This window comes from Devosia sp. Leaf420 (assembly GCF_001425445.1).
GTDB lineage: Bacteria > Pseudomonadota > Alphaproteobacteria > Rhizobiales > Devosiaceae > Devosia.
On the sequence record NZ_LMQU01000010.1, the window covers coordinates 190,232 to 203,155 of the forward strand.

9 protein-coding genes are annotated in these 12,924 nt (G+C 61.3%); 8 read left to right on the top strand and 1 reads right to left on the bottom strand.

The annotated features are described in order from the left end of the window. Positions 1-5: 5 nt before the first annotated feature. The 6 genes from ASG47_RS08295 (at position 6) to ASG47_RS08320 (ending at position 7,445) form a co-directional block, all read left to right on the top strand. Positions 6-1,442, top strand: coding sequence for a lipopolysaccharide biosynthesis protein (locus ASG47_RS08295; protein ID WP_061908274.1), 1,437 nt, complete (start codon positions 6-8; stop codon positions 1,440-1,442). 291 nt (positions 1,443-1,733) lie between these two features. After that, positions 1,734-3,173: a UbiA family prenyltransferase gene (locus tag ASG47_RS08300; protein WP_061908275.1), complete on the top strand. Its 1,440-nt coding sequence runs from the start codon at positions 1,734-1,736 to the stop codon at positions 3,171-3,173. Next, positions 3,173-4,510 carry an FAD-binding oxidoreductase gene (locus tag ASG47_RS08305; RefSeq protein WP_061908276.1) on the top strand — a complete coding sequence of 446 codons (1,338 nt, stop codon included), beginning with the start codon at positions 3,173-3,175 and terminating at the stop codon, positions 4,508-4,510. The genes ASG47_RS08300 and ASG47_RS08305 overlap by 1 nt, the downstream gene beginning before the upstream one ends. 9 nt (positions 4,511-4,519) lie before the next feature. Beyond that, positions 4,520-4,942, top strand: a complete 423-nt coding sequence (locus ASG47_RS08310; RefSeq protein ID WP_061908277.1) for a transporter — start codon at positions 4,520-4,522, stop codon at positions 4,940-4,942. A 44-nt stretch (positions 4,943-4,986) separates the two neighbouring features. After that, positions 4,987-5,997: an NAD-dependent epimerase/dehydratase family protein gene (locus ASG47_RS08315; protein ID WP_061908278.1), complete on the top strand. Its 1,011-nt coding sequence runs from the start codon at positions 4,987-4,989 to the stop codon at positions 5,995-5,997. Between the two features lie 23 nt (positions 5,998-6,020). Further along, complete coding sequence (locus tag ASG47_RS08320; protein WP_061908279.1) at positions 6,021-7,445, top strand: aspartate aminotransferase family protein; 1,425 nt, start codon at positions 6,021-6,023, stop codon at positions 7,443-7,445. A gap of 220 nt (positions 7,446-7,665) precedes the next feature. On the opposite strand, the gene ASG47_RS08325 is transcribed toward ASG47_RS08320, so the two are convergent. Beyond that, the gene (locus tag ASG47_RS08325) at positions 7,666-9,348 is read right to left on the bottom strand and encodes a hypothetical protein (protein ID WP_413813455.1); all 1,683 of its coding nucleotides are present in this window, start codon (positions 9,346-9,348) and stop codon (positions 7,666-7,668) included. 239 nt (positions 9,349-9,587) lie between these two features. Between ASG47_RS08325 and ASG47_RS08330 the strand changes: the two genes are divergently transcribed. Further along, positions 9,588-11,003, top strand: coding sequence for an exopolysaccharide biosynthesis polyprenyl glycosylphosphotransferase (locus ASG47_RS08330; protein ID WP_061908280.1), 1,416 nt, complete (start codon positions 9,588-9,590; stop codon positions 11,001-11,003). Positions 11,004-11,162: 159 nt separating this feature from the next. Continuing rightward, positions 11,163-12,923: a hypothetical protein gene (locus tag ASG47_RS20930; RefSeq protein WP_200940881.1), complete on the top strand. Its 1,761-nt coding sequence runs from the start codon at positions 11,163-11,165 to the stop codon at positions 12,921-12,923. The last annotated feature ends 1 nt before the right edge of the window (position 12,924 follow it).

Sequence of the window (12,924 nt, forward strand, 5' to 3'; positions counted from 1 at the left end):
CTCCTATGTTCCGTCAGGTTTCCTCATACATGATCGCCAACATTGTCTCGGCAATGTTCGGCTTTGCCTCGGTCGTCATTTTCACGCGTGTGCTCGCGCCCGAGCAATATGGCATCTACATTGTCGGCTTCAGCATTGCCGCGATGATATCGGCTTTGGTCTTTGGCTGGATCAAGGCTTCCGTGGTTCCCTTTACTGCCGATGGCAGCGGCACCGATATCAGGGTCACGGCCGGCCTCGCCTTCCTCGCCCTCCTCTTGCTTATTCCGGTTCTTTATTTCGGCATCGGCGCTTTCGCGCCGGACTCGATCGGCTACCTGCTCCCCGCCATCATGCTCGCCTTCGGTATCGGTTTTTTCGAATTCTACCTCGAAACGTTCCGCGCCCGGCAGGCCACCGGCCCCTATATGTGGGCCACTATTATCCGCGCCGCGAGCGCTCTTGGTCTCTCACTCATCCTGGTCATGGTTTTTGATCTGCGCGGCCTTGGTCTTTTGACCAGCATCGCCCTTTCTTACTTCGTCACCGCCTTGCTCTATTCGGTGCTGGTTTGGCGCGGTCCGCGCAAGCCTCTCGATCCCGCGCTCCTCCGTTCCATGCTCGCTTTCGGCATTCCGATGACGGTGTCGGGAACAGTCTTCGTCCTCCAGACCATGCTCGATCGCTTTGTGCTTGCCGGCAGCATGGGCGAACATGCCGCCGGGCTTTATGGCGCCTCCGCCGATCTCGTCCGCCAGATCATGCTTTTTCCCGGCGTCGCTATCGGCACCGCTGTCGTCCCCATCGCCATTCACCTCCTCGCGCAGGACGATCGGCCAGGTCTTGACCGGCATCTCGTCGACAGCACGGAAATGCTGCTCGCCATCATGGCACCCGCCGCCGCCGGCCTCGCCATCATCGCCGGCAAATTGGCTTTCGTCGTCCTGGGCGACGAGTTCCGCGCCGAGGCCACCAGTCTAATACCGGTTGTGGCGCTGGCCTGGCTCTTCCGCTCGATCACCTACCAATTGCTTCACGCCAGTTTTCAGGTGCGTCGCAAGCCTGGCCTCATGTTGGCCCAGGGCATTATCACCTTGGCGCTCAACGCTGCGGCCCTCTTCATCCTCGTGCCGCGCTTCGGTCTTTTGGGCGCGGCATGGTCGCTCGTTCTGTCAGAAGCCATGGGCATGGCTATGGGGTATTGGCTGACCCGCTGGGCCCACCCTTTGCCGATCGACATTCGCTCCATCGGCAAGGTTGGGCTTGCAACCCTTTGCATGGCTGTCCCAGCTTTTCTCCTCGATCAGAGCTTGGGCGGGTTTGGGATCATCGACATCGCCCTGCCCGTCATCGCTGGCGTACTCGCTTACGGCATTGCAGCTTATGGCCTCGATATCGCTGGGGTCCGCACCCGCTTCGTGGCCCTGCGCCAGCGGCGAGCAACCGCCCCGATCATTCCCTAAAATTTTACCTTTCGCGCAAAAGCTCTTTAAACCCTCCGCCAAGATATGATCGCGCCAAGCCTGGATCAGGCCCAGTTAAACGCCACGCATTAGGCCAAATTAACAGGTTGAGCCGCTAGATTTACTCCAAACACGGCGTTCCTCGACTTGTGAAAAAGGAAAGGGCGCCAAGAAAAGTCCGAATGGGCAAAAGCCGGAAGCAGGAGCAACCGGCGGAGTAGCGGAGTGGGTTGGAGGCGTTTTTGACGCCAGGACATCACTGCGCCGCTCGTCGAAACGGGGTGCGCGACAATGAATGTACGGGTACAAAACGCTATGGACCTGCCCTTGGCAGTCGATCTCGACGGCACGCTGATTTCGGCGGATTTGCTGTGGGAAGGCCTGTTTCAGCTCCTCAAGAAAAATCCGCTCCTGATCTTTCTCGTGCCGATCTGGGCGCTGAGCGGCAAGGCCCGGCTCAAGGCCGAAATTGCGCGCCGCATCGACTTTGATGCCAGCCTTCTCCCCTATCGCCAGGATTTCGTGGCCTATCTGATGACCCAGAAGGCACTGGGCCGCGATCTCATTCTCGTCACTGCTGCGGCGTCTTCCTTTGCACGTGCCGTCGCCGATCATCTCGGCATCTTTTCAGCGGTTTACAGTTCCGATGAAACCGTCAACCTCGCCGCGCACAACAAGGCAAAGCTCCTAACCGACACCTTCGGCGCCAAGGGTTTTGACTACGCCGGCAATGACCGCGCCGATATCGAAGTCTTCGAGGCCGCGCGTCACGCCATCGTCGTCGCGCCCGACGCCACCGCCAGCCGCTACCAGAAGCGCACGGGCGCCCAGCGCTTCGATGCGCCGAAACCAAGCCTCAAGACTTACGCCAAAATGCTGCGCTGCCATCAGTGGCTCAAGAACGCCCTGGTCTTCGCGCCCGCGGTCCTTGCCCATCAAGTGACTTCGGCAACGGTGATGTTTGAATCACTGCTTGGCTTCTTCGCCTTCTGCGCGGCAGCCTCGGCGATCTACATCATCAATGACATCATCGACCTGCCGCTCGATCGCCAGCATGCCACCAAGCGAAATCGGCCCTTTGCCAATGGTACTTTCTCCATTCCCTTCGGCCTCAAGGTCTCGGGCGGATTGATGGTGATTGCAGGCCTGATCTGCTTTGCTTTGCCGCCGCTCTTTGCCGCCGTAATCGCGCTTTATGCGGTCACGACCACGGCCTATTCCTTTGCCATAAAGCGCATGCTGCTGGTCGACGTGATCTGCCTTGCCGGCCTCTATACGCTCAGGATTATCGGCGGCAAGGTTGCCGCGACCATGCCCTTGTCCTTCTGGCTCATCGCCTTTTCGATGTTCTTCTTCCTCTCCCTGGCGCTCGTGAAGCGCTATGTGGAATTGCAGACGTCGAAAGTGTCCGAGCGCGACCGGATCGCCGGGCGCGGCTATCGGCCGGAGGATATTTCCATCATCGGGCAGGCCGGTATCGCTTCGGCCTTCACCGCCGCGCTCGTCCTTTCGCTCTATATCCAGAGCCAGGAAGTCATCGGCTACTACACCTCCCCCTGGCTGATCTGGCCGCTCGTGCCGATCGTCCTCTACATCACCATCCGCATCTGGATCCTCGCCTATCGCCGCGAGATGCATGACGACCCCGTCGTCTTCATCGCCACCGATTGGCGCAGCCAGCTTTTCGTCGCCATCGGCGTCGGCTTTATGCTGATCGGGAGCGTCTTTTGATGAGCTTTGACAGCTTTGGCCGGCTCGACCGCCGAACCCGCACCGCCATTCCGCCCGAAACCGCGATCCTTGCCATGCGCGCCGGGACCACGACGACGAGTTTTCTCGCCTTCGGCAACGGCAAATCCTATGGCGACACCTGCCACAATGACCGCGGCGCGCTTGTCCCCATGCGCGGCCGCCACGCCATTGTCGGCTTCGACCCCGAAACCGGCCTTCTCACCGCCGAAGCCGGCGCGACGCTCGAAGAGCTGATCGCCCATATCGCGCCGCACGGCTATTTCCTGCCCGTCACCCCCGGCACCCGCTTCGTCACCCTCGGCGGCGCTATCGCCAACGATGTCCACGGCAAGAACCACCATCGCCGCGGCAGCTTCGGCTGCCACGTCACCAGTTTCGAACTCCTCCGCTCCGACGGCACGGTCCACGCCTGCTCAAAGGACCAAAATCCCGAGCTCTTCGCCGCCACGATCGGCGGCATGGGCCTCACCGGCATTATCCTCACCGCCGCGATCCGCCTGATGCGCGTCGGCTCGCTCGATATCGCCGAAACCATCACGCCGTTTTCTTCGCTCGACGCCTATTTTGACATGGCCGAAGCCGCCGACGCCGAAAACGAATATGCCGTCGCCTGGGTCGATCAACTCGCGACCGGCAAGAACACCGGCCGCGGCGTCCTCTTGACCGGCAACCATGCCGACAACGGCAATTTCGCCGTCTCCCCCCGCGCGACAAAACTCACCGTTCCGCTCGAAATGCCGTTCTCCATGCTCAACGGCCTTAGCCTCCGCGGTTTTAATACCGCCTATTTCCACGCCAAGGCGCGCAAGTCGGGCACCCATCTCAGCCCCTATGGCAGCTTCTTTTATCCGCTCGACGCCGTCGGAAACTGGAACCGCCTCTATGGCCGCAAAGGCCTTTACCAGCACCAGAGCATCATCCCCTTCGCCGCCGCGCGCAAAACCATTCCGGCCCTCCTTGCCGCCAGCCGCGACGCCGGCGAGGCCTCGTTCCTCACGGTTCTCAAACGCTTCGGCGCAGTGCCCTCCCCTGGCCTTTTCTCCTTCCCCCGGCCCGGCTACACGCTGACCATGGATTTTTCCAACCGCGGCGCCTCGACGCGAGCCCTGCTCGATCGCCTCGACGCCATGACCATCGCCGTCGGTGGCCGTGTGAACCCCTACAAGGACCAGCACATGGACGCCGAAACCTTCGCTGCCGGCTTCCCCGAGTGGGAAAAGCTCGAGCGCCTGCGCGATCCCAAATTCAATTCCAATTTCTGGCGGCGCACCGCGCTCGCCCTTTCCCATCCCATGCCGGCGCTGGCTGCCGAATAGAGGACAATAATGGCTTACCTCCCCTTCATCCTCTTCACCGTCTTCACCAATGCGGCCGCCCAGCTCATGCTGAAAGCGGGCATGACCTCCATGGGCTCGATCAGCTTCACCGCCGATACCGCAATCCTCCGCATCTTCCAGATCGTCTTCAATCCCTGGGTTTTTGCGGGGCTCACGACCTTCGTCATCTCCATGGCCTCGCACCTTTATGTGCTCTCCAAGGTCGATATTTCCTTCGCCTATCCCTTCCTCAGCCTTGCCTATGTGGCCGTCGCCATATTCGCCTGGCTCGTCTTCAAGGAAGATCTCGGCGCCCTCAAAATTGCCGGCATCGCGCTCATCTGCGTCGGCACGGTGCTGATCGCCCAAGGCGGCACCAAGCACACCGAACCAACGGAAACGGTCGCAAGCCTCAATCGGGCCAGCACCTGATCCATCGACAAAACCTCATTCAGACATTCAGAGCGGGACAAAGAATGCGACACATCATTTTCGGCGGCGATGGCTTTGTCGGCCGGCACCTGGCCCCAAGACTTCTCAATGACGGACACGAGGTTATCGTGGCCGACATCGTCAAATCCGATCTGCCGCATTATCGCGATGTGGCCTTCGTCGAGACCGATGTCACGAGCGAAGTGTCCATTCGCGCGCTCGGCATCAAGCCCGATGACATGGTCTACAATCTCTCGGCAAAAATGCTCTCGCCGATCCAGGTCCGCGCCAAGCGCCACGATTTCTTCTTCCCGGTGAATTACTACGGCACCGAGAACATCATCCGCGCCATGGACAAGGCCGGCGCCAATCGCCTCGTCCATTTCACGACGGACATGGTCTATGGCCACACCTATACCTGGCCGCAAAAAGAGGACCATCCCTGCGCCCCCTTGGGCGAATATGGCCTCTCGAAATACAAGACCGAGCTTCTCGCCGCCGATTGGCGCGAAAAGGGCATGAACATCACGATGTTCCGCCCCCGCCTCATCATCGGCCCCGGCCGCCTCGGCATTCTCGCCAAGCTTTTCAAGCTGATCGACATGAACCTGCCGGTCCCGATGATCGGCTCGGGCAAAAACCCCTACCAGTTCATTTCGGTCTTCGATTGCGCCTCAGCCGCCCACGCCGCCTATACGGCCGGCGTTCCGAACGAAGTCTATAATCTCGGCTCGCTCAACCCGCCGACCACGCGCCAACTGCTCACCAAACTGATCAAGCATGCCGGCTCGCGCTCGCTGCTGGTCCCCACCCCCGGCTGGGCCGTCAAACGCACCCTCGATTTCCTCGATCTCTTGAACATGCCGATCATGGACCCCGAGCAATATCTGATCGCCGACGAGATGTGCATTCTCGATGTCTCGAAGGGCGAGCGCGAGCTCAACTGGGTCCCGCAATACCGCGACGAAGACATGCTCATCGCCGCCTATACCGAATACCGCAAGAAACTGGCCGGCAATGAGCCCGCCGCCGTCACCCAATCCAAGGCCGCGTGAGGAAAACCCCGGTGTCCAGTGTCATGAACCTGCCCCTCCCCGAAACCAAGACGGTCAAGCCCAAGCTCCTCAGCGTCGAAGACGCCAAGGCGCTCGACATCAAGACCATCAACGATCTTTTCAGCCAGCACATGAACCCCGGCCAGCTTCATTTCATGAAGCTGCTGGGCTTTCACAAGATCAAGATCGAGCGTGCCGAGGGCATGTATTATTACGACCAGACCGGCCGTAAGATTCTCGATTTCTTCGGCGGCTTCGGCTCCCTCGCCTTCGGCCATAACCACCCGCGCATTCTTCAAGCGCGCAAAAAATTTGCCGAAGAAAAGCGCCAGGAAATCGCCATCGCTTTCCTCTCGCAATATGCCACCGCGCTCGCGAGCAATATCGCGGCCTGCTCCCCCGGCGATCTCGACATGGTCTTCCTTTGCTCCTCAGGCTCCGAAGCCATGGAAGCGGCCATCAAGGTCGCCGAACGCGCCGCTGGCCCGTCGCGTCCGAAAATCGTCTACGCGGAAAATTCCTTCCACGGCAAAACCAAGGGCGTGCTCTCGATCACCGATGGCGCCCTTTATCGCGGCCAGTTCAAGCTGACAGACAACACCGTCCGCGTTCCCTTCGGCGATATCGACGCCATCGAAGCCGCCTTCAAATCCGATCCCGCCATCGGCACAATCGTCCTCGAAACCGTTCAGGGCGGCGGCGGCATCATCACGGCCCAACAGGAATTCTGGACCAAGCTCCGCGCCCTTTGCGACAAATATGGCGTCCTCTGGGTCGCCGACGAAGTCCAGTGCGGTTTCGGCCGTACCGGCAAATTCTACGCCTTCGAGCATTATGGCGTCGTCCCCGACGTCACTGCCCTCGCCAAATCCCTTGGTGGCGGCAAGGCGGCCGTCGGCGCCATGATCGCCAAGCGCGACGTCTATATGAAGGCTTATGGCACCAATAAAACTGCCATGATCCACGCCATGGCGACCTTTGGCGGTATCGGCGAAGCCTCGATCACGTCCATCGAAGCCATCAACCTGCTCTACGATGAAGGCCTGATCGACAATTCAGCCGAGGTCGGCGATTACCTCCTCGAAAAGCTGCGTGGCCTCCAGGCCAAGTACCCGACCCTCCTCAAGGATGTCCGCGGTCGCGGACTCATGGTGGGCCTCGAATTCCACGATTTTTCGCAGACCCTGCCCCTCGTCCTCCGCCCGGTCGTCGCCGCGCTGGATGATAAGCTTAAGGGCTCGCTCCCCGGCTTCATCGGCAGCCACCTCCTCCGCGATCACGGCGTCTTGGTGGCCTTCACCGAATACAACCGCAACGTCATCCGCCTCGAACCCCCGCTGATCTGCACCCGCGAAAACGTCGACGAGTTCATCACCGCCCTCGAAGAAGTCCTCTCCCGCGGCGTCGTCAAAATCGTCACCGATTTCGTCAGAGCCCAGGTCGGCTGATCCAGCGGCCGCACCAGCACCGAATGTCACCCCGGCGAAAGCCGGGGCCTCTCCTGAGATCTCAAGATCAATCCCCGCTCAAGCCTCAAACTCAGACCTGCACCTCCCCCTCGACGGGGGAGGTTGGGAGGGGGTGCGTGAACCCGAATTTCCGCGCTCTTAAGCACCATCCCCAGCCCTCCCCGTAAAGGGGAGGGTGTCGCATCGCGCGTTTGGGCCTCTACCCCAAAATCCCAGCCCGCACCAAAACATCCCAACACGGATTGAGCGCCACCACGGTCCGCCCGGTCAGCGCATCAGCATAAGCGGCCTCGATATCGTCTCGCGCCCAGGTCACCGGACATTTCGCGCGCAACACCCCATCCGTCGCTTCGATTGCCGCCTTGGTCTCCGGCGACAGCCCGCCAAGCGTGCGCGTCGGATCCGCCCCGATCTGCAGGTGCGGCGTGGGCTTGCGATCAAGGAGCCAGGGGAACGGATCGGTAAAATCCATCGTTATCAGGCTGTCGAGCCGGACATTGTTCTTCGCTTCGAACGCGATCAGCGATTCCACCACGCTCTCGGCCGAAAGCACCCACTGCATCTGGTTGTCGATATCGGTGAAATATTGGTAGCTCGGCAATTGGTTCTGCGCGGCGAGATCCTCATAGGCGGGACGGAAGCTCGAAAAATGCGCGTCGATCATCGCGGCCCGCTCCATCACGTCCCAGCGCGCCGAAACCTGCCCAACATTGCGGAGGAGCGGCGCATCGGCCTTGGCATAGGTGGGGCCGGCCGCGGCGGCCCGGACGCTCTTTGACACGATCACCGCCATGGTCGGCACGATGGTGAAAGCGCCGAGAACCAGCACGGCGGCCTTGGCCGATCCCTTCAAATTTCTCGTGCGAACGAGGATCAGCGCCAGCACCGGCCAGATGAAGACGAATTCCTGGCTGCCCGAATTCTGCGTCTCGAAAATGATCCCGCCGACCATGGCAACGGCGAACCAGGCAAAATTGCTGTCGAGCAGCCGGCCCCAACCATTGCGAAGATCGAGCATCAACAGCACGGCGCCGAGGAGTGCAGCCGGCAGCAGCACGTCGACCTTATTGGTCACGACAGTTCGGAACCGCGGCAACAGCGTTTCGGAATTATTGCCCGCCAGCTCGGAAATCGTATGGAGATAGCCCGAGATCATCCCGGTCATGACTTCGAGCACGACGAGCGGCACGGCAAAGACCACGGCGGCGATCATGACGTCGGTCCATTTGAGGCGCCCGGCCAAAATGGCGAGGACGCCAAACAGCCCGCCGACGAGAAAGCCGGTGATCTTGGTCAGAAACAGCGCCAGCATGGTCGCGGCGCAGAACCAGGCGAGCTTGCGCCCCCCGCGCAAGAACAGAAGCCCACTTAAAAGCACATAGAGCAGCACGACGATGTGACGGTTATAAATCCCAAAACCGTCAAAGCTCGGCAGGAGGTGATAGACCTGCGCATTGCTCGGCGCGATGGCTAAGACGAGGAAGGGCACAAGCAGCAGGGTCGAGAGCGTCCGGTCTCGGCGCGAAACATCCCAAAGCACGAATCCCATCAGGGGTGCGGTCACGGCCAGCAAGGCCCATTGGGCCAACAACAGCGGCTGCGCATAGGGAAAGAGATCAAGCCCCCAGGCAAAGAGATAGTATCCAAGCGGCCCGACCGGCATCGAAAAGTCGACGCTCGGCACTTGGCCGCTGGCGATGCGATGTGCAGCGTCTAGATAGAGAAAAGTGTCCCAATACATCGGCCCGATCGGGATCACGAGCGGCACGACCAGCAATCCGGCCAGCACCAGGAGCACAAGGCCGAGCCAGAGGAGGGGCTGGCTCAAGATGCCATGCAGCCTTGGTTGGCGCACCTCCGTGCCCCAAGTCTCAGATGCCATCGCCGTCCCCCTTTGGCCCTGCAAGTTTCAGCTTCGCCGACTTGCCACCGGGAAATTACCGGCAGCCGCCTTATCAAAGCTTAATTTGCCCCAAGAAGTTACAGTTTCAGTAATAGTGTCTCGGCTAACTCAAACCCAAACTATTGCGCGTTGGGTGTGCGAAGATTCAAGTACGCACCCAAAGCGCAATGTTGCCTGCCAGAGCTGGGTCATACTATCGCGCCGCGAGTGAGAACGAGATGAGCATCCTTTTGGAAGGCCGGGAGGCACGCCGCCGCCGGCGTTTTCGCATGCCGAGCCGCGACGTCATGGCTGCCGGCCTCGGCCTTGGCGAGGGCTTCGTCGTCTTCCTCCTCAGTCTCGTTCTGATTTTCGATCATGCCCTGCCCGTCGCGCTCGGCATGGCTGCGGCCGCCGCCCTCGTCTATGGCCTCCTTGCCGTCCGGGCCGCGCGCAAATTCCTCGCCTACGCCGATCTGCGCCAACCCTATGCCTTCCACGCGCTTTTTAGCTGGATCGCAGCATCAGCCATTGCGGGTCTCGTCGGCGGCGCCTTGGCCGATTGGGCTTTCAGCCCCGGCCTCCTGTTCTGGGCCTGGTTCGCCCTCGCTGCTGCGCTGATCCTTACCCTGCGTATCGTGCTCTATCGCCGCCTTGCCCATATGATGTCGCTGGGCCAATTGCAGGTCGAACGCTTCGGCATCATAGGCGATGCACCTTCGGTCGAGCATCTTCGCGCCGATCCCCGCGTCTGGCAGCAGGGTGGTCAGGTCGTCACGAGCTTCGTGCTTCCCGAAGGTCTTGGCGGCGCTTTGCCACCGGCCAAAACCATTGCCGACTTTGCCCGCGACTGCGTCGACAAGAATTGCCAGCACGTCCTCCTCATCGGGGATCTCGACGATCTCGATGGCATCGGCAATCTCCTCGCCCCCTGCCGCCCCTTCGCGCTCAACTTTTTGCTCTACCCCAAGGCAAGTCTTGCGAGCCACAAGATCAGCCTCATCGACATCGTGCCATTGGGCTCAGGCAATTCGCTCCGTCTCCTCAGCGCGCCAATGAACGAGACCGGCCGCTTCCTCAAGCGCGCTTTCGATATCGTCGCCTCCGGCGCCGGCCTCATCCTGCTCTCGCCGATCCTTCTCGTGGTCGCCGCCGCCGTGCGCCTTACCAGCCCCGGCCCCGCGCTGTTCCTGCAGGAACGTCGTGGCTTCAACGGCCGCAATTTCCGCATCTATAAATTCCGCTCCATGCGCGTCATGGAAAGCGGCCACGCCATGCGGCAGGCCCAAAAGGACGATCCCCGCGTCACCAAAGTTGGCGCCTTCATCCGCCGCACCAGCATCGATGAACTCCCACAGCTCATCAATGTTCTCAAAGGCAATATGAGCCTTGTCGGTCCCCGCCCCCACGCCATCTCCCATGACGACGAACTCTCGGGCAAATTCGAACTCTATGCCCAGCGACAGCGCATCAAGCCCGGCATCACCGGCTGGGCCCAGGTCAACGGTTTCCGCGGCGATACTTCCACCCAAGACAAGATCGAAGCCCGCACCCTTCACGATCTCTACTACGCCGAAAACTGGTCGCTGCTCCTCGATATCTGGATCGTGTTCTTGACCGTTTTCTCATCGCGCACCCGCCAGAACGCGCACTAATACCCAATTGGGCTTAAGCAGCGCTCGCCGTTAACAGAATGCTAACAAAACCACTGCTTAACGCCCGATTGATAAGCGCTTTTTTCAATCCCATTCTGCAATCCCGGTTTGGGGAATATTAACCACGTTGGGTCATGCTCGGATCGAATGGAATCCGCGATGACCCACACAGATCTATCCCCCCTGCCCGAGCATGCTGACGACCGGCGGTTCATCGCCAGCCTCGCCCCGCGCCTCCCGCGCATGGCGGCGGTCACGGCAGTCGTCGTCTTCGGCACTTTTGCCGCTATCCAGTTCATTCCGCAGACCTTTGAGGCCCGGCTCGCCGTCGGCCTGCCTGCCGGATCGAGCATGGACGAGGCCGCGAGCCAATTGCTCGACCAGCAGCACCTTGCCGAAGTCGTCTCGCGTCTATCCCCGGATATCATCGCCGAAATGCGCCGCAATGGCGGCGGCATCACCGATACGACCGCCCTCCTTCGCCAGCGACTTATCCTCACCCCCGACGCCAAGACCGCTGCCCTCAAACTCGCCGCCCTCGCCGGCACCCCGGCCCGCGCCCGCGCTATCGTCGAAGCGACGGCGGCCAGCTATATGGCCAAAGCCGAACTGCCGCCGGCCCTTGCGCCCGAGCCCAAAATTGCCGAGGCTGCAGAGGCAGTTAAGCCCGCTCCCGGCGCGGAAAACACCGTCGAAACCCTGCAGCAGCGCCTCAGCCTAGCCTGGGAAGACCGGGTCAAACTTGAAAGCCGCGCCCGCCGCATCGAGGGCCTGATTGCCGAAGGCAATTACACCATGCTCGCCATGGACGCAGAAAATCTCCCCGGTCTCGGCCGCCAGCTCGACGATCTCGCGCAGCTCGAAACCGAGCGCGACAAGCTCGCAATCACCTACCTCCCCAATCATCCGACCATGCGGACCTTGGCCGAGGAAATCGATAGCCTCAATTCCGAGATTTCCAAGGGCGTCCAACAGCTTGCCGCCCTCGTCACCGCCGATCGCGACGCCGCCCGGCGCCTCGAGGACGGCCTCCGCGATCAACTCGCCGCCGCCGCCAATGTCCCGGCGATCGATACCAGCGTCACAACCGGCTCCATCACCGGCCCAACCGAACCGCAGGTCACCGCCCTGCCGCGCCCGGTCCGCACCGATCTTGCTCTCGGTCTCGCCGGCGGCCTCGCCTTCTTTGGCCAGATCGGTCTTTTCGCCCTCTTCCGCCCACGTCCGCTGGTCGAAGAGCAGTTCGAAGACCTTGAATTCATTGAGCCTCTCGCTGAAGACGCCCCAACCGAGGATTTCGTCGAGGAAGCCGAAGAAGCTGAACCGGTTGAAGAAACCCCACCCGCGGCCCCTCTGCACAATTGGCTGACTGCCGCTCCGGTCGCAGCAATCCCCGTCTCCGCCAATTGGCTCGGCGAGGCGGAAGCCGAAAAACCATCCCAGCCCGAACCCATCCGCACCGCCGCCAAACCTGCCCCGCAGCGCCAGGAGCAGCCCATCGATGGCGCCGAGGTCATCGCGCTCACCGGTCGCGCTGGCGAGGCAAGCATTGCCGCTCGCCGGTTGCTGGCCAAGCTTGACGAGGAAGGCAAACGCGTCTGCGTCGTCGACGCCTCGAGCCGCCGCCGCGGTCGCGTCCCCGGCATTTCCGATCTCTCGTTCGGTCTCGCCTCGTTTGCCGATATCGTCCATGGCAGCGGGGCCGATGAAGCCGCGCTCGTGCCCTGGGGCCGTCAGCACGACCTCGACGCCCGTGCCCGCCCGGTCCGCATCCTGATCCAGGCCTTGGCCGAGCTCTACGATGTGGTGATCATCACCCTCGACGCCGACGACACCAAGGTCGCCAGCGCATTGGCCGCAATGGCCGATACGAGCCTTGATGCAGAGGCCGTTATGCCTAAGCGCCGCCGGGCCGCATAAA

Excerpts from the sequence above, each read along its gene's own strand:
- ASG47_RS08295 (WP_061908274.1), top strand. The coding sequence starts at position 6 with ATGTTCCGTCAGGTTTCCTCATACATGATCGCCAACATTGTCTCGGCA.
- ASG47_RS08300 (WP_061908275.1), top strand. The coding sequence starts at position 1,734 with ATGAATGTACGGGTACAAAACGCTATGGACCTGCCCTTGGCAGTCGAT.
- ASG47_RS08305 (WP_061908276.1), top strand. The coding sequence starts at position 3,173 with ATGAGCTTTGACAGCTTTGGCCGGCTCGACCGCCGAACCCGCACCGCC.
- ASG47_RS08310 (WP_061908277.1), top strand. The coding sequence starts at position 4,520 with ATGGCTTACCTCCCCTTCATCCTCTTCACCGTCTTCACCAATGCGGCC.
- ASG47_RS08315 (WP_061908278.1), top strand. The coding sequence starts at position 4,987 with ATGCGACACATCATTTTCGGCGGCGATGGCTTTGTCGGCCGGCACCTG.
- ASG47_RS08320 (WP_061908279.1), top strand. The coding sequence starts at position 6,021 with ATGAACCTGCCCCTCCCCGAAACCAAGACGGTCAAGCCCAAGCTCCTC.
- ASG47_RS08325 (WP_413813455.1), bottom strand. The coding sequence starts at position 9,348 with ATGGCATCTGAGACTTGGGGCACGGAGGTGCGCCAACCAAGGCTGCAT.
- ASG47_RS08330 (WP_061908280.1), top strand. The coding sequence starts at position 9,588 with ATGAGCATCCTTTTGGAAGGCCGGGAGGCACGCCGCCGCCGGCGTTTT.
- ASG47_RS20930 (WP_200940881.1), top strand. The coding sequence starts at position 11,163 with ATGACCCACACAGATCTATCCCCCCTGCCCGAGCATGCTGACGACCGG.